This is a genomic window from Virgisporangium aurantiacum, from assembly GCF_016863635.1.
GTDB lineage: Bacteria > Actinomycetota > Actinomycetes > Mycobacteriales > Micromonosporaceae > Virgisporangium > Virgisporangium aurantiacum.
Map to the genome: position 1 here is coordinate 1 of NZ_BOPG01000026.1, position 22,586 is coordinate 22,586.

The following is a 22,586-nucleotide window of genomic DNA, read 5'->3' on the forward strand; positions in this document are numbered from 1 at the left end:
GCGCGGACTGCGGTGGACCATCGACAACCCCGACCCGGCCGGGCGCATCATGGCCAACCACAACCCCACCTACAAACCCGACGTCGCCGCGGCCGAAGTCAGGGAAACCGTGGCCTACGTCCGCGGCAACGCCCCCTACATCGGCCACCTCGACCAATCCCGCATGGCCCGCTGCATCGCCCTCATCCAAGGCATCGGCCTCATCAAACCCGACCTCAACCCCGACCGCATCGCGGCCTTCGACCTCGTCCCCACCGGCTGACGACCACCGACTGCCAGCACCACCTGAAGAGAGGAGAACATCGATGATGGTGGTCACCACGCTCCGAGAACACCTGCAACGCCTGGAACGAGAAGGCAGAGGCCACTGCACCCTGTACGCCTTCCCCACCAGGGCACTACAGGACGCCAGCCACCAACCAGGGCACGGAACCCTTGTCGGTTTCGACCACAGCGACTATCCCATCGTCGGAGTCGACGAGTTCTTCACACACCCCGAAGACCGCGACGTCATCCTTCTCGAGTTCACCGTTGCGGAGAAGCATGCGGCCCGAGCAACTCCGAATCGATGACTGAGGCCGAGACGGACCGAGTTTCATATCGGGCTCCGGCGGCAGGCGAGTAGTGGCAGGCACGTCGGCCGCACACATTGCGCGATCATGTGAGGTCCAGGCCGGGAGTAGAGCACCACCGGCCATCCACCGTGGACGGCACGGACCGCGCCGGTCGACACCCAGGGGTTGGCACGTGAGTGGTCAGGCCGGTGGGCTGAGACGCCGTGAGTCCCCGCTACACCCGTTGAGGAGGAAGGCAAATGGAACCGACCATATGAGGTCGACCGGACCGCACGCCTCGGTGGCTGCGTGCCGCACCACCTCGCCGCCGATCGCAGGTCGGGCGCGCCAGGCTGCGGCAGATGTCCTCCGTCGTGTTGCCGATCGGCTGCAGCCGCTGTCGCGCCTCGACCAGCGGCGTGGAACCCTGGATTCAAAACGCGGTTGAAGATGCCGCCGGTATGGTTCAGCGACCGCCGCGATGTGGTCGCCTCGCCGTGACAATGACCGTCGTTGGAGAAGCCACTTCTCCACGATGTCGTCCAGGCGCAGTGCGCCGTCACCCGCCGGTTTCAGCGTGATGGCGGCAATGAAAGTCTCTGCGGCGCCGCCGATCCGTGACAACTCTCCGGTCTGCGCACGCGGCCTGTATCTGAGGCCGGCACTGCCCGCGGCCGCGAAGCAGTGGAGGTCGCCATCGCAGACCTTGGTCACGATGCCTGCTGACGCGCCCGATGACAGCGCGTCGAGTACGAGCCGGGCGGCCCCTCGGTGGGGAGCGGGGTTGGTTGTCGTTGCCATGGTGTCTCTCCAGTCGCCTTGTCATTTCCTCGCGTCGGAGCACTGGGTCAGAACGCGGCCGCCACACGCAGTTCGGTCTCGAGAATCTCGTCCGGCGGCTGGCCCGGTCGCCGGCTACGCCGGCGTCTTCGTGCCCCGTAGCCGGAGGAGTGCTGGGATCAAGGAGAGGATCAGGAACACCAGTGCCCACACGAACGTGGACGCGTATGCGTCCGCGATGGGTGTGGCGAGCGACTGGCGGTCCTTGATCTCGTTGAACAGGATGACCGACAGCATCGCGGTGCCGACCGACGCGGCGACCTGCTGGATGATGGTCAGGCTCGTCGACGCGTGCGCGACGTCCTGGGGCTTCAGTGATTTCAGCGCGATCGACATGTTCGGCATCCCTACCATGCCCATGCCGAACCCCATCACGAACAGGGCCACACCAATCGCCCAGTACGGCGTGGTGTCGGTGAGCTGTGTGAGCAGCACCATCGCGGCGGCGATCACCACGATGCCCAGAGGCACGGTCCGCGCCGCGTAGCCACGGTCGACGAGCCGTCCGGCGAGGGGCATCATGATCATCGCGCCGATGCCCTGCGGTGCGACCAACAGACCCGCGTTCAACGCGGTCTCGGCCCGCACCTGCTGGAAGTACAACGGGAACAGCAGCATCGTGCCGAAGAACGTGATCATGAACAGCGCCATGATGGCCGCCGCGAGCGAGAAGTTCCGGTTGCCGAACAGCTTCAGGTCGATCAACGCACGCGGTGTACGCGCCGCGTGCCACAGGAACGCGATCACCAGCACCGCACCGCAGCCCGCGGGCAGGTATACCTCGGGGTGGGCCAAGCCCTCGCGCGAGGGCACCTGGGCGAGGCCGTAGATCAGCGCCGCCAGGCCAGGCGAGAGCAGGAGCAGACCGGGGACGTCGAGCTTCTCCGTCGGGCGGCGCTCGTCCATGGGGAGGACCCGCGCGCCGAGGATCAGCGTCAGGACACCGACCGGCACATTGACGAAGAAGATCGCGCGCCACGACACGTCGTCGACGAGCCAGCCGCCAAGGACCGGGCCGAGGACCGGGCCGAGCCCGATCGCAATGCCGAGCACGGCCATCACGCGCCCGATCCGCCCAGGCCCGGCCGCACTGGTCAAGATCGTCATACTCAGCGGCAGCAGCATGCCACCGCCGAGACCCTGCAGACCCCGGAACAGGATCAGTGCCCCCGCCGACCAGGCGGTACCTGCCAGTGCCGAGCCGACCATGAACAGGAACACCGCGGCGAGGTAGACCCGCTTGGCACCGAACCGGTCCGCGGCCCAGCCGGACAACGGGATCACGGTGGCCAGCGCCAGCGTGTAGCCGGTCGCCACCCACTGCATCGTGGTGAGCGTGGTGTCGAACTCGACGATCAGGTCCTCGAGCGCGACATTGACCACGGTGATGTCGAGCATCGCCATGATCGCGCCGAGGACGACCACACCCCCGATCGCGAGAATTCTCCGATCGAGTCGCTCCGGCGCGTTTCGCGCCGCCTCTACGGTAGGCATGGAGATAGTGGCTTTTGACACAGTTGTCTCCCTTTCCCGACGCAGGCCGCGGCAGCGGTGCCGCGATCCCACCGCTCGAGCTTGATAGACTTGAGTCCACTTGTAGATCCTGGTCCATTTTTGGACCTGAATCCAAAAGTAGACTGGAGTCCAGGAAGTGTCAACGGAGAATCCTGCCCTCGGCAGGCGAGAGCGCAAACAACGCGCAACCCGCGACCGGCTTCTCACCGCGGCGCAGGCCCACTTCGCCGAACGCGGCTACGACCGCGCCACCATGGACGACATCGCAGCCGACGCGGACGTATCCCGGGCGACCGCCTTCAACTACTTCCCGCGCAAGGAGGAGCTCCTCCTCGCACTGGCGGAACGCCGCCGGGAGGTCATCGCGGACCTGCTGGCACGAGAACGGTCCGAATCGGCCGACGTGGCCGATCGCTTGCACCGCGTCTTCGCCAACCTCTGCGACATCTTCGACACCGACGTCGCCGGCACCCGATCGCTCACCCGAGCCTGGGTCCAGGCAGGCGGTCCGCTGTTGCCGGACGCCTTCGCCACCGCGGCGATCTTCGCCGACACCCTCGACGACGCCCGGGCCCGCGGACAGGTACGCCCCGACATCGATCCCGGCAGCGCGGGACGAATACTGCTCGACGCCTACCTTGGCGCGCTCGTCCACTGGGCAGCAGGCCAGGACACCAGTACGGCGACCCTGCGCAACCATCTCAGCACCGTCGTCGACACCATCATCAACGGTCTACGACCGCCTCGAACCACCGGCGCCCGAGCCGCCCACGCGCCCGACTAGGCCGTGTCTCGGACGGTGAGCGTCGCCGTGTTCAGCCGCACCGCCGACGAGGCCGGCACCGACGCCGGCACCGACGCCGAGGACCGCGAGGCCGTTCCGACGCAAGCCTGACGCCGCCGGTCGATACCCTCGTATGCGACCGGGTAGGGGACCGGGGCCTCCCCGAAATCTAAGGGGTATCGGGCCGAATCTAAGGTGCCGCACCCGAGGCATGTCCGCCCTGCGCCACGGATTCTTGCCTGCGTGGATATCACGATGTCCCGCCTGATCGGGCCGGCGGCCGACGCGCATAATCGGCCAATGGTCCGTCGGGTCACCAGCGCCGAGTTCGTGGGCAGGGCCGCGGAACTGGCCGCCATCCACTCCGCGCTGGAGGCGGCTGCCGACGGCGACGGCCGCTTCGTGTTGGTCGCCGGCGACGCCGGGATCGGGAAGACCCGGCTGGTGCAGGCGGCCTGCGCGCAGGCAACGCTCGACCGGTTCGGCGCGGTCGTCGGTGGCTGCGTCCAGCTCGGCGCGGTGCCGCTGGCGTTCGCCCCCGTCGTGGAGATGGCCCGCGGCCTGCGTGACGAGTTGGGCAGCGACCGGTTCGCCGAGCTGGCGCCGCCGGCGTTGACGGCGTTGCTCGGCGGGGAGGAGACGGTCGGAGCCGGGCAGCTGTTCGCGCCGCTGGTCGACTTTCTGGCGCGGCTCGGCCGGTTGCGGCCGTGGCTGGTGGTGTTCGAGGACCTGCATTGGGCGGACGCGTCCACCCGTGACCTGATCGCGTTCCTGGGGCGCAATCTGCGCCGGGTCGCCGTCACCGTGGTGCTGACGTATCGCTCCGACGAGCTGCACCGCCGGCACCCGCTGCGGCCATTGCTCGCCGACCTCGAGCGTGACTCCGAGACCGAGCGCATCACGTTGAGCGGGTTGAACCGGTCTGACCTCGTGGAGTTGCTGATCGGGCTGGGCTGCCACGACGTGGACCTCGCGGGCGTGGCGGCACTGCTCGCCCGGACCGGTGGCAACCCGCTGTACGTGGAGGAGCTTGTCGCCGCGGCGCCGACCGCCGCGGCACTTCACGGCGGACTGCCGTCGACGTTGAGCGAGGCGGTCCTTGCCCGGGTCGGTCGGCTCTCGGCCCCGGCGCAGGCGGTACTGCGGCGGGCGGCGGTGCTCGGCACCGAACTCGACGACCGGCTGCTGGCGGCGTGTAGTGACCTGCCCGCCGAACAGACCACCGAGGCGCTGCGGGAGGCGCTGGGCGCGCAGTTGCTCGTGCTCGACGGCAGGACGTGCCGGTTCCGGCACGCCCTGCTGGCCGAGGCACTGTACGAGGATCTGCTGCCGGGGGAGCGGCAGCGGATCCACGTCGCGGCGGCGCAGGCACTCGAAGCGGGGGAGCACGCGCCCGGCCTTCCCGACCACATGCGCTGGGCCCTGCTCGCCCACCACTGGAATGCCGCACATGACGTGCCGCGTACGTTCGTCGCGTCGTTGCGGGCGGGGAGCGAGGGATTGCGCGTCAACGCGCACGCGGCCGCCTGCGGTCACCTGGAACGGGCCCTCGAACTGTGGGACAGGGTGCCGAACGCCGCCGCCCGTGCGGGTATGGACCGGGCGGCGTTGCTTCTACAGGCGGCAGACGCGGTGCACCTAACCAACCCTTCCCAGCGCCAGCTCACCCTCGTCAACGCCGCGTACGCGGCGCTCGACGACGCCGTCGAGCCGGAGCGGCGGGCGGCCGTGCTCGAACGCATCGCCCACATGCACTGGGAACTGGACCGGGAGTCCGAGGCCGCCGCGGCCCACGAACAGGCCGTCCGGCTGATGGCCGGCCGGCCGCCGTCCGTCGAGCGGGCCGCGGTGCTGGCGGCGTTGGCGCAGAGCCTGATGATCCGGGAGCACCCCGACGCCGAGGCCACCCTGTTGGACGCGATCGACTGCGCGACGGCGACAGGCGCGGCGGGGGCGGCGGCGGAGGCCCGGTCGGATCTCGGTTGGGTACAGGCCGAGGACGGCCGCGCCGACGAGGGCGTCGCGACGGCACGGCAGGCCCTCGACTCGCTCCTGACCCACGCGCGGCCGTACGCCGCGGGCCGGGGCCACGTCAACGTCCTGGCGACCCTCCTCCGGGCGGGCCGGTTCGACGAGGTGGAGGCCGTCGGCGCCGAAGGGCTGGAGTACTGCGGGCGGGCGGGGCTGCTCGACCGGTTAGGCGGGGCGATCACGTCGTTCCGCGTCCTCGCGCACACCAACGCCGGCCGGTGGCGGGAGGCCGAGCGGGTCGACACCGAGATGCGTGTCCGGCTGGCCGGCGTCGCGAGGGCGTCGTACTACCTGAGTTCCCGGCGGTTGCGGTTGCAACTGTGGACGGGTGACCACGACGCCGTGGCGTCCGGGGTCGACCGGCTCCTCCAGAGCGTCAGCGCGCCGCACCTGCGCGGCCCGGTGCTGCTGCGGGCCGGCGAACTCGCCCATGCCCGGCGGCGGTGGGACGGTGCGCGGTCGGCGTTCGAAGCGGGCGTGCGCGCCTGCACTGCCGGCAACGGTCAGTTCCACCTCGCGCCGGGGCTCGCGTCGGCGCTGGCCGTGGAGGCCGACCGGGTCACCGCCCTGTACGGGTCGGGGCCGCACGTCGACGCCGAACTGGCGCAGGCGCACGGCGTCGCCGACCGGCTCGCCGGGCAGGTCGCCGGCTTGCGGGCCCGGGTGGGCGAATCGCTGACGGCGCTGCTGCCCGAGCCGGCCGCATGGCTCGCCGTCGCCGACGCCGAGTACGCCCGTGTCCGGCGGGCGGACCGGGCGGACGAGTGGGCGGCCGTGGGCGAGACCTGGGACACGCTGGGCATGCCCTATCCGGCCGCGGTGGCGAGGTGGCGGGCCGCGGAGGCGACGCTGCGCGACGGTGGTGGCCGGAGTACCGCCGCGCGCTACGCGGGCGCGGCACTGGACGTCGCGGACACCCTCGGCGCGGCTCCGCTCGCCGCCGAGGTCCGGTTGCTGGTGCAGCGGGGGCGGCTCGATCTGGACCGGGCCGCCGCCGTACCGGAGCCGCCGTCCACGTTCGCGACGCTGCGGGTCACCCGGCGGGAGGCGGAGGTGCTGACCCTGCTGGTGGCCGGACGCACGAACCGGCAGATCGCCGAGGCGTTGTACATCAGCGAGAAGACCGCCAGCGTCCACGTGACGAACCTGCTGCGCAAGCTCGGTGTGACCAGCCGGATCGAGGCAGCCGCGATCGCCCAGCGGATCGGTTCCGATGGGGACTGAGGAACTCTCGGTTCAGCTGCTGGGGCCGTTGAAGGTGTCGGCCGGCGGCCGGCAGGTGGAGCTGACGTCTCCGAAGTTGCGCGCATTGCTGGCGGTGCTGGCGATGGAGGCGGGGACGCCGGTGCCGGTGGACCGGTTGGCCGGTGCGTTGTGGGACGACGAACGTCCGGAGTTCCTGCGGCGCACCGTGCAGACCCACCTCACCCGGCTGCGGGCCGCGCTGGGCGCCGAGTACATCCGCACCGAGCCGGCCGGTTACCGGCTACGCGTGAGCGGCGATCGGGTGGACGCGCTGCGGTTCGGTCAACTGCTCGACGCGGCCACCCAGGCGGCAGACCCGGCGACCGAACGCGGCCACCTGACCGAGGCACTGGAACTCTGGCGGGGCAACCCGTTCGAAGACGTGGCCTCGGCCTGGTTCGTCGGTCCGCGCGCCCGGCTGGTCGAGCGCTGCCTCGCCGCGGTCGAGCGGCGTGCCGATCTGGACCTGGCCGAGGGCCGGCACACGGAACTGGTGGCGCCGTTGCGGGAGTTGACGGCGGCCCATCCGTTGCGGGAGTCGTTGTGGGTCCGCCTCCTCGTCGCACTCGACCGCTGCGGCCGCCAGGCCGAGGCGCTGACCTGGTACGAGACGGTCCGTCGACGCCTCGCCCACGAACTCGGTGTCGATCCGGGGCCGGAGCTCCGTCGGGTCTACGCCCTCCTGCTGTCCGAGCGACCGCCGTCGGGCCCGGCGGCGCCGTCAAGGACCGGTGCGGTCCTTGTTCCGCGCCAACTCCCGGCCGACATCGAAGGCTTCACGGGACGGGTCGACGCGTTGAGGACGTTGGACGCGTTGATCAGCGACGTGGCGCCGGTCGCGGTGGCCATCGGGGCGATCTCCGGACCGGCGGGCGTCGGCAAGACGGCTCTCGCGGTCCACTGGGCGCACCGGGTGGCCGACCGGTTTCCCGACGGGCAGCTCTACGTGAACCTGCGCGGATTCCCTTTGTCGGGACCGGCAACGGCGCCCGCCGGGGTGATCCGGCAGTGCCTGGACGCGCTGGGCGTTCCGGCGGCGCGGATACCGTCCGATGTGGAGGGTCAGATCGGCCTGTACCGTTCGGTGCTCGCCGGCCGGCGGGTGCTCGTGGTGCTCGACAACGCCCGCGATTCCGACCAGGTTCGGCCGCTACTGCCGGGCGGGCCGACCTGCGTGGTGGTGGTGACCAGCCGCAGCCGGTTGACGGGCCTCGCGGTCACGGAGGCGGCCCGGCCGTTGATCCTGGGCGTGCTTCCCCACCACGAGGCACGCGACCTGCTCGCGGCCCGGCTCGGTGGCGATCGGATCGCCGGCGAACCGGACGCCACCGAGACGATCATCGCCCGGTGCGGCGGGCTGCCGCTGGCGCTCGCGGTCATTGCGGCCCGCATCGCGACGTACCCGCTCCCGTTGACAACCGCCGCCGCCGAACTCGACGACGAGCACAACGCCGACCGGACGTCGCCCACACGTTAGCGCCGAGGCCGAGGGCGAGCTCGACTTCATGTTCGTGGCCAACGGGCTGCAAGGGCGCGGCATCGGCCGAACGATGCTGAACGACCTGTGCGCCGTCGCAGAGCAACGGCGGCTCACGCGGGTCCATGTCATCGCCCATCCACCCGCGGAACGGTTCTACCTCACGTGCGGCGCGCGCCGCATCGGACACCTTCCACCCGCGGGTAGAGTCACCTGGACGAGGCCTCACCTCATTCTGAACCTTCCGGTCACGGCGGGCAGTGACGGCGGCAGGCCCGGGTCGCACCGACGGGTGCGCGAAGAAGCCGAAATGAATGCGTTGACTGCGACAATCTCGAACCGGCACGTGCCGCACCGCGAGTACCGCATGGAGGAAGTCGTGAACGACGAGGCACCGGATCCCGCGCTCCCGCCGTTGGTGGACAGGAAAACCTGGGAGGAGGCGCGGGAAGCGCTGTTTGCGCGAGAGAAGGCGCACACCCGTGAAGGGGACGCGATCGCGGCGGCGCGGCGGCGGCTGCCGATGGTGGAGGTCGACGCCACCATCGAGGTCATCGGACCCGACGGCCCGGTCACCCTCCTCGACGTCTTCGAGGGCCGCACGCAGCTCATCGGCTACTACCACGCCTGGTGGCCCGGCAAGCCCGCCGCCGAGCAGTGCGAAGGCTGCACCTTCTTCAACTCCCAGGTCCGCGAACTGTCCTACCTCCACTCCCGTGACATCACCTACGCCACCCTGTGCAAAGGCCCCTACCAGGAGAGCATCCGCTACCGCGACTTCCTCGGCCTGGACATGCCCTGGTACTCCGTCGAAAAGACGGCACCACGCCTGCTGGAAGGCCGCGACTGGCAACGCCACCACCTCGTCTGCTACGTCCGCGACGGCAGCCGGGTATTCGAGACCTACTACACCGGCGGCCGCGGCGTCGAAGTCATGACACCGACCCACGGACTACTCGACATGACCGTCTACGGACGCCAGGAAACCTGGGAAGAATCCCCCGACGGCTGGCCCCAACCCTGGGGCAGCGCCCACAACCCCGACGTCTGGCGCACCAACGGACGCCCCATCGCCCAATGGTCCCGCATCGAGGCCGGCCGCCCCGACTGGTGAACGACGCCGAATCGGTGCGGTACTGGAGCCACCCCGCGGTCGACAGGGTCGACCTGATGCATGCCCGCTTTCGGCGGCACCGGTTCCGCCGGCACAGCCACGAGACGTTCGCGATCGGGCTGATCGAGGCCGGACCCGAGGACCTCGGGTTCAGCACCGGAACCGATGTCGTGACGGCCGGCGGTCTGGTTCTGATCAACCCCGGCGACGTGCACACCGGGCGTGCCGCCGCCGACAACGCGTGGAGCTACCGGGTGTTCTACCCCGACGTGGAGCTGATCGCGGCGCTGGCCGGGGAACTGGCGTTCGGCCGCCCCCCGGTGTTCCGCGAACGGATCGTGTACTCGCCGCAGTTGTTCGCCGCCCTCCGCGCCGCGCACCGGGCGGCCGGCACCCGCGACGATCTGTCGGGCGCGTGACATGTTCGACGAATCCGGCCACCCCCGTGCCGAGGAGGTCCGAACGAAACTGCGCAGTGTCAACCGATCGATCCCGGCGTCCGCCGCGCAACGGCCGGATCGTTGACGGTGGCCACCAGGGGATCCGGCGCGGCACTGGAGCTCCAGATACCGCCCGGATCCGAGCTGGAACGACGTCAGGGTCTTCGTACCGCTGCTGGTTTAGCTGGCCGGCCGGATCTCGAGCCAGCTACCGTAGCTTCCGATCACCTCGACGGCACCGGGCTCCAGGATCACGTGGCCGCCGCTGTCTGGGCCGCTCCTCCAGCCGAACGCACCGTAGTATCCGCCTGCGTGAACCGACTGCACGTATCTCCCGTCCAGGGCGATGCGGCCGACGGTGCCGCCGTAGCAGGTCGAGCTGCCGGCCGAGTGTACGAGGATGATCTGGCGCGGGCTCTCCGTCCTACAGGTTCGTTTGTTGATCTGCACCCCGATGGAGCCGTCGGCGGCGGCCGGCGATACGGACGACAGCAGACCCAGTGCTACCACGCTCACGATTGCGGCGAGACGCCTTTTCATGTGGTCTCCGTTCCGTTGTGGCTTGGACAGGTCGCCAACAGGACACCACACGACATATTCATATCGACTTCAATACGACTACGCCGTGAACTTCACGGGAAGGCGGTTCGATGACGGTACGGGTGCTGGTCGCGGAGGACATGCAGATTCTGCGTGACACCCTGGTCGCGGTTCTCGGCCTGGAGGACGACCTGGAGGTGGTGGCCGAGGTCGGCGACGGTGATGGCGTGGTCGATGCGGCGCTGGCGACGGATCCCGATGTGGCGGTGGTCGACATCGATCTGCCCGGGATGGACGGTCTGGCGGTGGCCGCCGTGTTGCGCGAGCGGCTGCCGGCGTGTCGAGTGCTGATTCTGACCGCCCTGGCCCTGCCGGGAAACCTGCGCCGTGCCCTGGCTGTGCAGGCCGCCGGGTTCCTCGGTAAGGACGCGCCGGCACGGGACCTTGTCGACGCGGTGCGGCGGGTCGCGTCGGGTGAGCGGGTGATCGATCCTCGGCTGGCGCTGGCCACGCTGGAGGTGCCGCAGAATCCGTTGTCGCCACGGGAGGCGGAGATCCTCCGGCATTTCTCCGACGGGCGGGACGCGCGTGAGATCGCGGCGGCGCTCTACCTGTCCCACGGCACGGTTCGGAACTACCTGGCGTCGGCGGTCACGAAGCTCGGCGCACGCAACCGGGTCGACGCGATCCGGTTGGCACGCGAGGCGGGCTGGCTCTGATCCGCGTGCTCAGGCGTGGCGATGGCCGAGGTACTCGTCACGGCGGCGGAGCATGACAAGCAGCATGAGCGGGAACATCGCAACGTGCTCCGCGACCATGGCGACGCCCGCGTCGACGACGTCCACCGCGACGAGCGCCGCCGCGGCGACCGCGGGCACCAGCATGGCCAGGCTCATCTCCACCGTGCTGGCCCAGCCGTGGCCGCGGACGCGCATCCAGACGCCCATGCCGATCGCCATCGTGCAGCCCATCTCGACGAGCATGAGCACCGGCGCGCGCTCCATCGAGTAGTCGACGCCCGCCACGTTGAGCGTCACACGTAGCGCACCGCCGAGCACCAGCATGCCGACGAACATGGCCACGACCATCTCGACGTAGTGCAGGGCGAACCGGCCCCATGCCCGCGACGTTCGCCGGGGTGCCGTGGCGCCCGCGTGCTCGATCGGGTCGACGTTGCGCATGATGCCCTCCGGCTGTCGGTGTGACAAAGATCGGTGTGACAAAGATTCGGTGTGACAAGGACTCGCCGCCGATCCTCGCGGAAGGCGCCTCGGCGCGGCCAGTGCCGCGCACACGACCTGACGAGGAGTTGCGCACCCCGGCGCGTGTGCGTTCCGCACACCGAACTCATGACCGTTGCCGCTGGCCGCAGTCGCCCTGCCGGCACACACTTCCTCGGTGAAGAGCCGGCGCGGGACGCGTGACCCGCCGGCATCGACACGACACCAGGGAGTGGACAGATGTTGGTACGAAGAAACAGGATCCTCGGTGCACTGGTGTGGGGTGTAGCCGTCGCTCTCGCCGCGGTGACACCGCCCGTCGTGGTCGGCGTCGCGTCCGCGACGTCCTATGTGGACACTCTCTACGCGCCGGCGAGCGACACGACCGTGCCGGAGTCGGTACGCACGGCGGCGCCGCGCTACGACCCGGCCAAACGCACCGTGGCGATCCTGATCGGCAACCACGGCGCGAACGGCGGAGACGTGCTCCCGCCGTACGAGACGTTCACCGCGACCGGGGCGTTCAATGTGTACACCGTCTCCCCGGATCGCCGGCGGGTCCCGTTGCTGGGCGGCCTCGATCTCGTTCCCGACTTCAGCCTCGCCGAACTGGACGAACGACTCGCCGGCAGGACACCCGATATCGTCGTGGTGCCGCAGATGCCACCGGCCGGGTCGTCGATGACCGTTCCGGTCGAGGACTGGCTCCGCCGGCAGGCACGCGGCGGCGCGCTGGTGCTCGGCGTCTGCGCCGGCGCCGAGGTCCTCGCGTCGGCCGGGCTCCTCGACGGGCGGAACGCGGCCTCCCACTGGTTCAAGCTGCGCTCGCTCGAAAAGGCATATCCGGACGTCAAATGGCAACGCGCCACCCGGTACGTTGACGACGGCGACATCGTCACCACCGGCGGCGTACTGGCCGGCATCGACGGCTCGCTGCGGGTCATCGAGCGGGTGCTGGATTCCCGGGCGGCCGCCGCAGCGGCCGACGCCGTGGGCTGGCGGCACTACTCCCCGGGCCGGCCGGCACCGTTGCCGCGGTCGACGTTCGGCCTGCCGGACACGATCGCCGGCGTGAACCTCACCTTCCGCCCCCGGCCGACCCTCGGTGTGGTCCTGACGAACGGTGTCGGAGAGATCGAACTCGCCTCGGTCTTCGCCGCGTACACGGAAGCGGCGTACGCGGCGCGCACGCGGGCCCTCGGCGCGGGGTCGACGGCGGCCGTCCTGTCGCGTCACGGCATGGTCTTCGTGCCGCGCGGCGACGCCTTCGCCACCCGCGGGCTGGACCGGCTGGTCGTCCCGGGCGCGGCGACCGCACAGAACCAGCGGGCGGCGCTGGACACCATGGCCGCCCGGACGTGGCCCTCCATCGTGGTGGAGTATCCGCACGCGGAGCCGGGGTTCGCGTTCGACCCGGTGCTGCGCGGGATGGCTCGCACGATCGACGTCCCGACCGCCAGGTGGCGGGCGAAGACACTCGAGTACCCGGCGTCGGATCTCTCCGGACTCCAGGGACCCGGATGGCCGTGGGTCGCCACACTCCTGCCGTTGCTGTACGCGCTCGGCGGCGCCACCGCCCTGATCGCGGCGAGGAGGTCGGTGGTCGCCGGGCTCCGTCGACGGCGTGCGCGCCGGTCGCGGCGGGACGGTCCCGCCGCGCGGGTGGACACGCTCGACGCCCGAGCCCCGGAGCCGGCCGGTCTGTGACGCCCGTACCGCGTGTCCGGGCCACCCGCGCGGGTGGCCCGGACACATGGTGTGTTCGCACCTTGCGCCGTCCTCTCACGGGACGTGCGTTCTGCACCGCGAGCCCGTGCCGTCGGCACTGGGCGCCACCCTGCGACCGGGCGGAGACTTGGCGGATGGGTACCCGGATCCTCGTGGCGGACGACGCGGGCGTGTACCGCCGGACGCTGGTCGCAATCCTGGAGTTGGAGGACGACTTCGAGGTCGTCGCCGAGGTCGCGTCCGGTGACCGGATAGTTCCCGTCGCCCTCGAACACCGGCCCGACGTGGCGGTTCTCGACATCGACCTGCCCGGAACCGACGGACTCAGCGCGGCCGCGCGGCTGCGCGAGCGGACACCGGCGTGCCGGGTCCTGATCGTGACCGGCCTGGCCGGTCCCGGGAACGTCCACCGGGCGGTGGCCGCCGGCGCGTCAGGGTTCATCGCCAAGGACAGTTCCGCCGACAGCATCGTCGCCGCGGTGCGTCGGGTCGCCGCGGGTCAGCGGGTCTTTCCCGACCACCCCGTCTGATTCCACGGCCGGCAGCGGGATGTGCGCGGTGAGCGCGAACCGGCCGTCGGCGGCCCGCGTGGTCAACGTCCCTCCGTGGTACGCGATGCGGGCGGTGAGGTTGGTCAGGCCGTGCCCGCCGCCCGCCTGCTCCGTCGGACGCGGGCTTCCGTCGGCGCCGTCGTTGGTGACCCGCAGGGTGACGGCCGCGCGGGCGGTCAGCTCGATGTCACACCGGGTGGCCTTGGAGTGGCGCAGAACGTTCGTCACGGCCTCCCGCAGGACGGTGGCGAGGACCGCCTCGACGTCGGAGGGCAGCGGAACTCCGGTCTCCGCCGGAGGGAGCCGGACACGTACGTCGGCGGTGGCGAGAACATCGCGTGCGGCGGCCAGTTCGGTTCGCAGCGTCAGGCCGTGCCGGCCGGTGGTGACCGCGCGGATGTCGGCCTGTGCCTGGGCCGCCAGCCGTAGCACCGCGTGCAGTTCGGCGCGTGTTCTGGCGTTGTCGCGGCCGGCCAGCCGCCCGGCCAGGTCGCACTTGAGCGCGATCGCCGACAGGCTGAGGCCGAGCAGGTCGTGCGTGTCCTGGCTGACGCGTAGCCGCTCCTGCTCCACCGCCGCGCGGACCAGCCGTTGCCGGGCGACCGCCAGTTCCTCGGCGAGATCCCGCAGCCGGGACAACCCGTACACCGCAAGACCGGTCGACGCCGACAGCCCCGCCAGATACACCACTCCGCCGAGGTCCTCCGGGTGGCGCAGCAGCCAGTACGTCGCCATGCTGCAGCCGATGGCCGTGAACGCCACCCACGCCCGCCTGCCCCGGAGCAGCAACAGCGCCGAGCCCGCCGGGAAGCCGGGGAGCCCGAGGAGGGTCGCGTGGACGAAGTCGGTGAACGGCAACAACGCCTGGACGGGCAGCGTCACGCGCCAACCCGCCGGCCGGCCGCCGCCCCGCCGGGCCAACGAGTGGCGCAGTTGCAGCGCCACGATCGCCGCGATGGCGCCCACGGCGGCAACCGTCTGCGCCGGACCGGTCGGCGCATCGACGACGATCATCGCGTGGTGGATCGCGAACACGCTCAGGTCGACGACGAGCACCAGCACGGCGAGCCGCGGTGCGACCGTGCTGCCGGTACGGCGTGGCGCCGGCCGATCCGGTGCGCGCTGCTCCTCGTCGACCGTCAGTCGTACCTGCTCGGCCGCCTGTCGCGCGACGCCGGCCGCCATCACCAGGTGCGGGTGGACCCGGTCCGGGCTGTGCGACAGAGCCGCGATGGTGGCTCTGGAGTGCGCGGTGACGATCTCCAGACGGTCACCGACGGCGGCGCGCAGCCGGGCCGAGGTCCGCAGGCGCTCCTGCGTGACGACCGCTCCCGCCAGTTCGCTGCGGGTGGCGTGCAGATCGGAGACCAGGTCCGACAGCCGCACCAGACCGAACAGCGGCAGCGCCATGTCGATCGGGACGACGAAAACCCACGAGTAGTACTGCAACTCGCTCGCCGGGTAGAGGTCGAACACCCCGATGCGAAGAACGCCCTCGACCGCGACGATCGTCACGAACAACCACCACGACAGTGGCGTTCGGACGGTGAGCAGCACCAGCCCGGCGAGCAGGCCCGACAGCCCCACCACCCACGTCCTGCCCCAGACGGCGAACGGCGCGTACGTCAACACGGCCTGTGCGGAGAGCAACCACCACGGGTGGCGCTCCCAGATCACCCGGCCCCGCGGCACGGTGTACATCAGCGGCAACGCGAACAATGCGACGGTGGCGCAGACACCCGTCGCACCGTTCCCGTAGCCGACCGCGACACCGGCTCTTGCGGGCAGCAGCAGGCAGAGGAACGCGGTGGGGATCGCCCAGGCACGATCGGGCGTCAGCTCCGGGCGCGTACCGACATCGGCCATCCACCATCTCCCACAGCTCGCCGGCGCGATCGGCCACTGTAGCCACAGTGGGGCTTCTGAACAGCGTCTTCCGGGCTTCGGGACCGGCGGCGGACGAAGCAGATGTGAAGTACCGGGCGACCGTCGCCGGCCCGCTCTCAGCCCTCGACGTCGAAGCTGAACATCATTCCGGCCTCGTGGTGCTCGGCGATGTGGCAGTGCGCCATCCAGTGCCCCGCGTTCGTCACGTCCAGGAGGATGTCGACGACCTCGCCTGACCGCACCAGCACGGTGTCCTTCCACACGAGGTTCGGTTCGATGACGCCGTCGCGGCTGAGGACGAGGAAACGGCCGGCGCCGTGAACGTGGAACGGGTGGTGCATCGGGTGGTCGCCGGCCAACTCGTTGCGTAGGCGGATCTTGACCTGGTCGCCGACCCGGAACCGCCAGGCGATGTCGTGGTTCACGGCGCCGGTGTCGACGTCGACGATCTTCCAGCGGGTGTTGGCCGGCGTCGTGGTCCGGTTGAACTCGGCCATGGTGTCCTCCCACTCGATGCCGTCATCGCCGTCGTGGGCACCGTGGCCGTGATGGTGATGATGGTGGTGGTGACCCATCTCGGCGTCGAGTTCCGCGAGGAACGACAGCGTGTGATCCGGCTCGTCGCCCAGGGAACCGGTGATCCGTTCGCGGGCCAGGGCCAGGTCGGTGTTTCGGCGCAGAAGGTGGAACGCCGACGTGACCTGCGGATCACTGCGCCGGTCGCCGACCTCGATGGTGGCCAGTTCGCGGACCCGTCCAGGGGTCGAGTGCCGCAGCGGCCACCGTCCGGGACGGTCGAACAGCACGTCGACCACCGCACGTTCGGACGGGGCGAGGATCACCCCGCCGACGATCTGTTCCTGCTCGACGTGGCCGCTGTCGCCACCGACGAGCTTCATCGTGGCCCCCGGGACCGAGAGGTTGAAGACGCGGGCGTTGGCGGTGTTCGTCAGGTAGAACCGGACCACCTCGCCCCGGCCGGCCGTCAGCACCGGGTTGATCTCACCGTTGACGAGGAAGACGTTGCCGTAGCGGCCCATCGCCACATGATCGGGCCCGCTGCGGCTGATGGGCGCCACGTCTCCGTCCAGGAGAAGGACATCGTCGACGCACAGCGAAATCTCGCGGTGGACCGGTGGCCAGTAGCCGGGATCGGCCGGCGCCACGACGATACCTCCGTACAGGCCGAGCTCCTGTCCGTGGTCCTGGCGGATGTGCGGGTGGTACCAGTAGCCGCCGGGGTCCGGAAACGACAGCACGGCCCGGAACCGGCCGCCGACCGGGATCGGGCGCTGTGTCCCGTGTGTACCGTCGTAGCGGTTGTCCAGCCGCAGACCGTGCCAGTGGACGGTCGTCTCGGTATCGCCCAGGTTCTCGATGTCGACGAGAACCTCGGAACCCTGCCGCACCCGCAGGGTCGGACCCGGCACCGAGCCGTTGTATCCGAGCATCCGAACGGTGCTGTCGCCGAGCCGCTTGGCGACCGGCCCGATCCGTAGCTCGAACCGATCGCCGTCGCCCAGTTCGACGATCTCGACCGGACCCGCACCGGCAAGCCCGGCAACGTCACGCGGAAAACTCTCCAACACCATTGCTCTCCCTCGATTCTCCGCGGCGGCGCGACGCTACCGGGCCGCGGCGTCAGGCCGCACAGGAACGGCATCACCTCCAACTGTCGGTCGTGTGGCGGGAACGGCGTCAGTGTCCGGGGCACCGATCCGACATGGATCGCGCACCGCGAAGTCGTGTGTCTCGCACGATGCGGTGTCGCGGCACCCGCCGATACCGTTCCGCAGCAACACCCATGCCCGATCGGGCGTCCTGACCCACGGAAGGTCCCATCATGCAAATCGCAATCGTTCTCTACCCCGGGTTCACGGCGCTGGACGTCGTCGGGCCGTACGAGGTACTGCGGCTGCTGCCCGACGCCGAGGTGCGTTTCGTCGGCGCGGAGCCCGGACCCGTCGTCGCCGACAGCGGTGTGCTGTTCCTCGGGGCCACGCACACGTACACGGAGACGCCGAGCCCGGACATCGTGCTGGTTCCGGGCTCCGGGCCACGAACCGTCACGGCGATGGCCGACCGGCAGCTGACCGAGTGGCTGCGTCGGGTACACCTGACGACGCGGTGGACGACGTCGGTCTGCACGGGGTCGATGATCCTCGCGGCGACCGGCATCCTCGACGGGCAACCCGCGACGACCCACTGGCAGGTGCTGCCGGCATTGGCCGCGATGGGGGCGCAACCGCGCAACGCGCAACGGATCGTGCACAGCGGCAAGGTGGCCACGGCTGCCGGCGTCTCGTCCGGGATCGACCTCGCTCTGTGGCTCGCGGGTGAGATCGCCGGCCGTGAACACGCCGAGATGATCCAGCTGTACCTCGAGTACGATCCCCAGCCGCCGTACGACGCCGGCCATCCCAGCAAGGCGGACCGTGCGGTCGTCACCGCGGCGAAGGCGCTCGGACGGAGGATCGCGGTCAACCCGTCCGAGATGCGGGCGATCTCGGTGATCGCGTGGCGACGCGTCCTCGGCAAGTTCCGCAAACGCCGCGAGCTTTCCCCGGCGCCGGCGAAGCAGTGGCGGGCTGGAGGGTCGACATGACGCTGAAAGAGACGCACGTGGTCGCCGCACAACACCCGCATCCCGATCGCTGGCGGATACTGGGCCTGCTCGGCATCGCCCAACTGATGTTGATTCTCGATGTCACCGTCGTGGCTGTCGCACTTCCCCATATGGGAAGCGACCTGTCCCTCAGCCGTGCCGCCCTGACGTGGACGGTGAGTGCCTACACGCTGGCTTTCGGCGGTCTCCTGCTCCTCGGCGGCAAACTCGCCGATCTCGTGGGGGCCAAGCGCGTGGTGGTCACCGGCCTCGTGGTCTTCACCGCGGCATCGCTCCTGACCGGAATGGCCCAGTCGGCGACCATGCTGCTCGGCGGACGTGTCGCCCAGGGCGTCGGCGCGGCGTTGCTGTCGCCCGCCGCCCTGTCGTTGGTCGTCGCGCTCTTCGACGGAGACGAACGCAACCGGGCGCTCGGCGTGTGGTCGTCGCTCGGCGGTGGCGGAGCGGCGCTCGGGGTCCTGCTCGGCGGCGTCCTGACCGCCGGGCCCGGTTGGCCGTGGGTCTTCCGCGTCAACGTGCCCATCGGGCTGGCGATCGCGCTTGCCCTCGCCCGCATGTTGCCGCGGAGCCCCGCGCTCGCGCCGCGCACCGGGCTCGACGTCGTCGGTGCGTTGCTGGTCACCGGATCCTCCGGTGCTGTCATCTACGCGCTCGTCCATGCCGGAGACGCGGGATGGCTGACCCCGACGACCGGATGGCTACTGGCGGTCGGTGCGCTCGGCTACGTGGCGTTCGCGGTGTGGCAGCGCCGTGCCCGGACACCCCTGATGGACGTCAGGCTCCTGGCCCGCAGGCCGGTTGCCATCGGAACGTTCCTGATTTTCATGGCGACGGCGCTGATGATCGCCATGTTCTTCCTCGGCACGTTCTACTTCCAGCACGCGAGGGGATACGGCGCCCTTCTCACCGGACTGCTGTTCCTCCCCGTCGCCCTCACGACGATGTTCGGTGCCAACCTCACCGGCCGCACGATCTCGCGGACAGGCGTACGCCGGCCCGCCGTGCTCGGCTTCGTCGCCGCGGCGGTGGGCCTGGCCGCACCGGCGGTGTCGTTGAGTCCCGCGGCCGTCGTCATGGGCCTCGCGGTCGGCGCGGCCGGGGCCGGAGCCATCTTCGTCGTGGCGTCGGCAACCGCGCTCGGACAGGTGGCGCCGCACGAGGCGGGCGTCTCGTCCGGAATCGTCAGTACGTTCCACGAGTTCGGTGCCGCCGTCGGTGCCGCCGCGGTGTCCAGCGTGGCGGCCGCCAGCCTCACCGGCAGCACACTGACCGGTTACACGGACGGGTTCCTCCTGGCCGGCGTTGTCGCGGCGGTCGCGGCCGTCGTCGTCGGTCTCTCGACCGCTGGCCCCGAACCGACGTCGCGCCTCAGTTGAAGCAACCAGCCGGTTGCTATAAAGTGAGTGGCAACCGAGCGGTTGCTACATAGCGGCCCCCATTGCGAAGGAGAAACCGATGTTCGACCTGAGTGCGATGACGATCGCCAGCAACGCGGTCACCGACCATGTGCTGTCCGCACGCCCCGACGCGCCCACCGTGCGCGAGCGCCCGCCGCGAGCGCGCGGCGACGCGGTGCGCCGGCTCACCGTGTCGGCCCTGCGTCGGATCGCCGACCGGCTCGAACCGGGCCACCCGACCTACTCGGCGGCGCACCACGCCCGATTCGGACTCGACTGAGGGGGTGATCTTCTGGGCGTGATCACCGCGGCGGGTCCCCGGCTGATGCCGGGGGCCGGCTCCCGACAGGAGCTACCGCGCATCGCGCTTCGCACCGATGCGGGCCGCGACGTGAGCGGCGTCGTCGGCCACGAACCCGAGCAGCGCCGAACCGCGGGTGTGTTGCCAGGGCAGGCCGAGGAAGTACAGCCCGGCGACGTCCGTGGCCCCGCGGCGATGCACGGGGCGGCCCTCGCAGATGACGTCCGGCACAGAGATCCATGAGTAGTCCGGCCGGTAGCCGGTGGCCCAGACCACCACGTCGACGTCGAGGTCGGTCCCATCAGCGAAGTGGGCCGTACGCCCGCTCGCACCGACCAGCCGTGGCCGGAACTCGACGCCGGCTCGGAGAAGACGGCGCCGGCTCGATCCGACGACGAACTCGCCACGCCCCCGCAGCCGGCGTCCGAGGCGGGTCGTCGAACTCACTCTGATGACACCCAGGCGGGTCAACCACCAGAACAGGTCGCGGCCGAGAATCCGTTGCGGAAGCGCCGCCGGCCTCTCACCGGCTGACACGACGACTTGCCGGGTGGCGGCGAGCTCGTCGGCGATCTGCAGGCCGGAGTTGCCCCCGCCGACGACGAGCGTCCGGCCCGCCGGCAGACGTTCCGGGTTGTGGTACCCGGCACTGTGTAGCTGGGTGACCGCCGGGTCGAACGTTCCGGTGAGTGACGGCACGTGCGGTGTCTGGAACGGACCGGTGGCCACCACCACCTGGCCGGCCCGCAACACCTCGTTCCGCGTGCGGATCTCGAACCGGCCATCGGTGTGACGCAACGCGGTGACCCTTGCGTTCAACCGGATCGGGAGATCGAACGCGGCCGCGTACCGGGCGAGGTAGTCGGCCACGGCGTCCTTGTCCGGGTACGTGTCCGGAGGCGCCGGGAACGCCATTCCCGGCAGCCCGTCGAACTGCGCGGATGTGAACAACGTCAGCGAGTCCCATCGCGTACGCCACGAGTACCCGATCTCGCCGGAAGCCTCCAGGACGACGAACCGCAGCGGCGAACGGGCAAGGTGCCATCCGATGGCCAGTCCGGCCTGGCCGCCGCCGACCACGACGACATCGAACGAGCCGTCGCCGGCCGAACTTGACCGCATCCGGGTCACCTCCTAGCGACCGCGCGTGCCTCCCATCGGGGGAGAAAGACTCGTCGTGACAACAGCACGCGCTGACAGTGGATCAGGCGACGGCTTCAAACCGGCCTCACACCAACCACTCGAGGAGGGGCCGTCCGTCGGCGCCGGTCGAGGTGATCGCGTCGGTGCTGGGGGTGCAGACGTTGGAGGACCGATCGACCACGCCGGGTTCCATTCGACGACGTTGACGCATCGTGTCCAACGCCTCGCCCGACCCCGGCGGCTGAGTGGAAGGTCGCGCCGAACGGGGCGCCGCTACGCGGGCGGAGTCTGATCAAGCCAGGAGCCGCCGGCGCGGGCCCGGTCCACCAGATCGGGTGCCCACCGGGCTACCCCGGGACTGGTCGGGGCGCGCGGCCTGGATCAGCGCGTTGTTGATCTGGTGCTGCGGCTGGCCCGGGAGAGTCCTCGCTGGGGATACATGAGGATTGTGGGGGAGTGCCGGACTCTCCGCGCGCAGGTGTCCGCGTCCTCGGTGCGGCGGATCCTGCGCCGGCATCGGATCATCCCAGCACCTGGCCGGGGTGGGCCGAGCTGGACCCAGCTTCTCCGTGCCCAGGCCAGCGGGCTGCTGGCGTGCGAGCCGGTTGCGGCACGTTCGGTCGGAGGTGAACAGCGTCGCCGGGATCTGAGCGGTGGTGGGCGTGCGGTGGTCGTTGAGAAGACCGGCCAGTGCCTCCTGATGGCAGTGGAAGCGGCGGCCGGATCGTGCGTGTGTCGGTAGGTACCTCCCCCGGTCGGGGGATCCCCCACGGGGATATTTACGGCCTCGGCCGGTGGCTCGGTGCAGGCCTTCTAGCAGGGCAGTTGGGTGAAAACACCCGCTGTTGATCATGGTTTGGGCTGCCTGGGGTAACGCCCACACCGTCACCCGGAGTGCTGCCTGGGGTTGGGCCCGGCTTGTGTGGCCCGGTGCGGGCGACCGCTGCGGCAGGGTGAGGGTTTCGCCGACGATCGGCAGCGGCGGCCGGGCATGGTGAACGCGGCGGTCTGTCGGGCGGCGGCGAGGATCCCGGTGATCCAAGTCGTGTTCCCGATCACCGTGGGCAGGCCGCTTGCGGCGGATTTGCGGCCTCTGCCGCGGATGCCGACGCGGCGACCGTCGCGCCGGTGATGCCGGCGACGGTCAGCAGACGGATTGCGGTTCGATGCATAGGGGGCGCTCACACGTCGCG

The 22,586-nt window shown here is 70.4% G+C and carries 19 protein-coding genes and 1 pseudogene; 14 read left to right on the forward strand and 6 right to left on the reverse strand.

From position 1 onward, the window contains the following. Nucleotides 1-262, forward strand: a 262-nt coding sequence (locus Vau01_RS21160) for a substrate-binding domain-containing protein (RefSeq protein ID WP_373320283.1), incomplete at its 5' end; no start/stop codon positions are given. A 43-nt stretch (nt 263-305) separates the two neighbouring features. Beyond that, entirely contained in the window at nt 306-572 is a 267-nt protein-coding gene (locus Vau01_RS21165) for a hypothetical protein (protein ID WP_203995571.1), read from the forward strand. 897 nt (nt 573-1,469) lie between these two features. On the opposite strand, the gene Vau01_RS21170 is transcribed toward Vau01_RS21165, so the two are convergent. Beyond that, nucleotides 1,470-3,086, reverse strand: coding sequence for a DHA2 family efflux MFS transporter permease subunit (locus tag Vau01_RS21170; RefSeq protein ID WP_239151750.1), 1,617 nt, complete (start codon nt 3,084-3,086; stop codon nt 1,470-1,472). On the opposite strand from Vau01_RS21170, the gene Vau01_RS21175 reads away from it, so the two are divergent. The 6 genes and pseudogenes from Vau01_RS21175 to Vau01_RS21195 all read left to right on the forward strand — a co-directional run bounded on the left by Vau01_RS21175 (nt 3,046) and on the right by Vau01_RS21195 (nt 9,979). Continuing rightward, nucleotides 3,046-3,693: a TetR/AcrR family transcriptional regulator gene (locus tag Vau01_RS21175; protein WP_203995580.1), complete on the forward strand. Its 648-nt coding sequence runs from the start codon at nt 3,046-3,048 to the stop codon at nt 3,691-3,693. The two genes, Vau01_RS21170 and Vau01_RS21175, sit on opposite strands and share 41 nt — an antisense overlap. Before the next feature lie 243 nt (nt 3,694-3,936). After that, nucleotides 3,937-6,948 carry a helix-turn-helix transcriptional regulator gene (locus Vau01_RS21180; protein ID WP_203995581.1) on the forward strand — a complete coding sequence of 1,004 codons (3,012 nt, stop codon included), beginning with the start codon at nt 3,937-3,939 and terminating at the stop codon, nt 6,946-6,948. Next, nucleotides 6,938-8,446 (forward strand): AfsR/SARP family transcriptional regulator, encoded by a 1,509-nt coding sequence (locus Vau01_RS21185; RefSeq protein ID WP_203995582.1) that lies wholly within the window; start codon nt 6,938-6,940, stop codon nt 8,444-8,446. Before Vau01_RS21180 ends, Vau01_RS21185 begins: the two co-directional genes overlap by 11 nt. A 13-nt stretch (nt 8,447-8,459) precedes the next feature. Beyond that, nucleotides 8,460-8,615 (forward strand): annotated as a pseudogene (locus tag Vau01_RS64650) (GNAT family N-acetyltransferase); the annotation flags it as partial. 141 nt (nt 8,616-8,756) lie between these two features. Continuing rightward, complete coding sequence (locus Vau01_RS21190) at nt 8,757-9,560, forward strand: DUF899 family protein (RefSeq protein ID WP_373320284.1); 804 nt, start codon at nt 8,757-8,759, stop codon at nt 9,558-9,560. A gap of 56 nt (nt 9,561-9,616) precedes the next feature. Beyond that, the gene (locus tag Vau01_RS21195) at nt 9,617-9,979 is read left to right on the forward strand and encodes an AraC family ligand binding domain-containing protein (protein ID WP_203995586.1); all 363 of its coding nucleotides are present in this window, start codon (nt 9,617-9,619) and stop codon (nt 9,977-9,979) included. A gap of 201 nt (nt 9,980-10,180) precedes the next feature. On the opposite strand, the gene Vau01_RS21200 is transcribed toward Vau01_RS21195, so the two are convergent. After that, nucleotides 10,181-10,540, reverse strand: coding sequence for a hypothetical protein (locus Vau01_RS21200; RefSeq protein ID WP_203995588.1), 360 nt, complete (start codon nt 10,538-10,540; stop codon nt 10,181-10,183). 110 nt (nt 10,541-10,650) lie between these two features. Here Vau01_RS21200 and Vau01_RS21205 point away from each other — a divergent pair, with 110 nt between their 5' ends. Then, nucleotides 10,651-11,259, forward strand: a complete 609-nt coding sequence (locus Vau01_RS21205; RefSeq protein ID WP_203995589.1) for a response regulator transcription factor — start codon at nt 10,651-10,653, stop codon at nt 11,257-11,259. A 9-nt stretch (nt 11,260-11,268) separates the two neighbouring features. Here Vau01_RS21205 and Vau01_RS21210 read toward each other — a convergent pair whose 3' ends face one another. After that, on the reverse strand, nt 11,269-11,721 hold the full coding sequence (locus Vau01_RS21210) for a hypothetical protein (protein WP_203995590.1): 453 nt from the start codon (nt 11,719-11,721) through the stop codon (nt 11,269-11,271). A gap of 279 nt (nt 11,722-12,000) precedes the next feature. Here Vau01_RS21210 and Vau01_RS21215 point away from each other — a divergent pair, with 279 nt between their 5' ends. Both Vau01_RS21215 and Vau01_RS21220 read left to right on the forward strand, forming a co-directional pair. Beyond that, entirely contained in the window at nt 12,001-13,467 is a 1,467-nt protein-coding gene (locus tag Vau01_RS21215) for a DJ-1/PfpI family protein (protein ID WP_203995594.1), read from the forward strand. A 155-nt stretch (nt 13,468-13,622) separates the two neighbouring features. Further along, complete coding sequence (locus Vau01_RS21220; protein ID WP_203995602.1) at nt 13,623-14,018, forward strand: response regulator; 396 nt, start codon at nt 13,623-13,625, stop codon at nt 14,016-14,018. On the opposite strand, the gene Vau01_RS21225 is transcribed toward Vau01_RS21220, so the two are convergent. Both Vau01_RS21225 and Vau01_RS21230 read right to left on the reverse strand, forming a co-directional pair. Further along, nucleotides 13,920-15,905, reverse strand: a complete 1,986-nt coding sequence (locus Vau01_RS21225) for a sensor histidine kinase (protein WP_203995604.1) — start codon at nt 15,903-15,905, stop codon at nt 13,920-13,922. The two genes, Vau01_RS21220 and Vau01_RS21225, sit on opposite strands and share 99 nt — an antisense overlap. Before the next feature lie 137 nt (nt 15,906-16,042). After that, on the reverse strand, nt 16,043-17,515 hold the full coding sequence (locus Vau01_RS21230) for a multicopper oxidase family protein (RefSeq protein ID WP_203995606.1): 1,473 nt from the start codon (nt 17,513-17,515) through the stop codon (nt 16,043-16,045). Between the two features lie 254 nt (nt 17,516-17,769). Here Vau01_RS21230 and Vau01_RS21235 point away from each other — a divergent pair, with 254 nt between their 5' ends. From Vau01_RS21235 to Vau01_RS21245, 3 genes are all read left to right on the forward strand, one after another. Then, the gene (locus Vau01_RS21235; RefSeq protein WP_203995608.1) at nt 17,770-18,531 is read left to right on the forward strand and encodes a DJ-1/PfpI family protein; all 762 of its coding nucleotides are present in this window, start codon (nt 17,770-17,772) and stop codon (nt 18,529-18,531) included. Then, nucleotides 18,528-19,928: an MFS transporter gene (locus tag Vau01_RS21240; protein WP_203995610.1), complete on the forward strand. Its 1,401-nt coding sequence runs from the start codon at nt 18,528-18,530 to the stop codon at nt 19,926-19,928. The genes Vau01_RS21235 and Vau01_RS21240 overlap by 4 nt, the downstream gene beginning before the upstream one ends. A gap of 79 nt (nt 19,929-20,007) precedes the next feature. Next, complete coding sequence (locus Vau01_RS21245) at nt 20,008-20,229, forward strand: hypothetical protein (RefSeq protein ID WP_203995612.1); 222 nt, start codon at nt 20,008-20,010, stop codon at nt 20,227-20,229. A 72-nt stretch (nt 20,230-20,301) separates the two neighbouring features. On the opposite strand, the gene Vau01_RS21250 is transcribed toward Vau01_RS21245, so the two are convergent. Then, complete coding sequence (locus Vau01_RS21250; RefSeq protein ID WP_203995614.1) at nt 20,302-21,372, reverse strand: flavin-containing monooxygenase; 1,071 nt, start codon at nt 21,370-21,372, stop codon at nt 20,302-20,304. Nucleotides 21,373-22,586: the final 1,214 nt, after the last annotated feature.

Bases quoted from the DNA above. Each gene is read 5' to 3' on its own strand.
- Vau01_RS21245 (WP_203995612.1), top strand. From the start codon at position 20,008: ATGTTCGACCTGAGTGCGATGACGATCGCCAGCAACGCGGTCACCGAC.
- Vau01_RS21225 (WP_203995604.1), bottom strand. From the start codon at position 15,905: ATGGCCGATGTCGGTACGCGCCCGGAGCTGACGCCCGATCGTGCCTGG.
- Vau01_RS21250 (WP_203995614.1), bottom strand. From the start codon at position 21,372: ATGCGGTCAAGTTCGGCCGGCGACGGCTCGTTCGATGTCGTCGTGGTC.
- Vau01_RS21185 (WP_203995582.1), top strand. From the start codon at position 6,938: ATGGGGACTGAGGAACTCTCGGTTCAGCTGCTGGGGCCGTTGAAGGTG.
- Vau01_RS21235 (WP_203995608.1), top strand. From the start codon at position 17,770: ATGCAAATCGCAATCGTTCTCTACCCCGGGTTCACGGCGCTGGACGTC.
- Vau01_RS21200 (WP_203995588.1), bottom strand. From the start codon at position 10,540: ATGAAAAGGCGTCTCGCCGCAATCGTGAGCGTGGTAGCACTGGGTCTG.
- Vau01_RS21165 (WP_203995571.1), top strand. From the start codon at position 306: ATGATGGTGGTCACCACGCTCCGAGAACACCTGCAACGCCTGGAACGA.
- Vau01_RS21195 (WP_203995586.1), top strand. From the start codon at position 9,617: ATGCATGCCCGCTTTCGGCGGCACCGGTTCCGCCGGCACAGCCACGAG.
- Vau01_RS21210 (WP_203995590.1), bottom strand. From the start codon at position 11,721: ATGCGCAACGTCGACCCGATCGAGCACGCGGGCGCCACGGCACCCCGG.
- Vau01_RS21190 (WP_373320284.1), top strand. From the start codon at position 8,757: ATGAATGCGTTGACTGCGACAATCTCGAACCGGCACGTGCCGCACCGC.
- Vau01_RS21215 (WP_203995594.1), top strand. From the start codon at position 12,001: ATGTTGGTACGAAGAAACAGGATCCTCGGTGCACTGGTGTGGGGTGTA.
- Vau01_RS21205 (WP_203995589.1), top strand. From the start codon at position 10,651: ATGACGGTACGGGTGCTGGTCGCGGAGGACATGCAGATTCTGCGTGAC.
- Vau01_RS21240 (WP_203995610.1), top strand. From the start codon at position 18,528: ATGACGCTGAAAGAGACGCACGTGGTCGCCGCACAACACCCGCATCCC.
- Vau01_RS21220 (WP_203995602.1), top strand. From the start codon at position 13,623: ATGGGTACCCGGATCCTCGTGGCGGACGACGCGGGCGTGTACCGCCGG.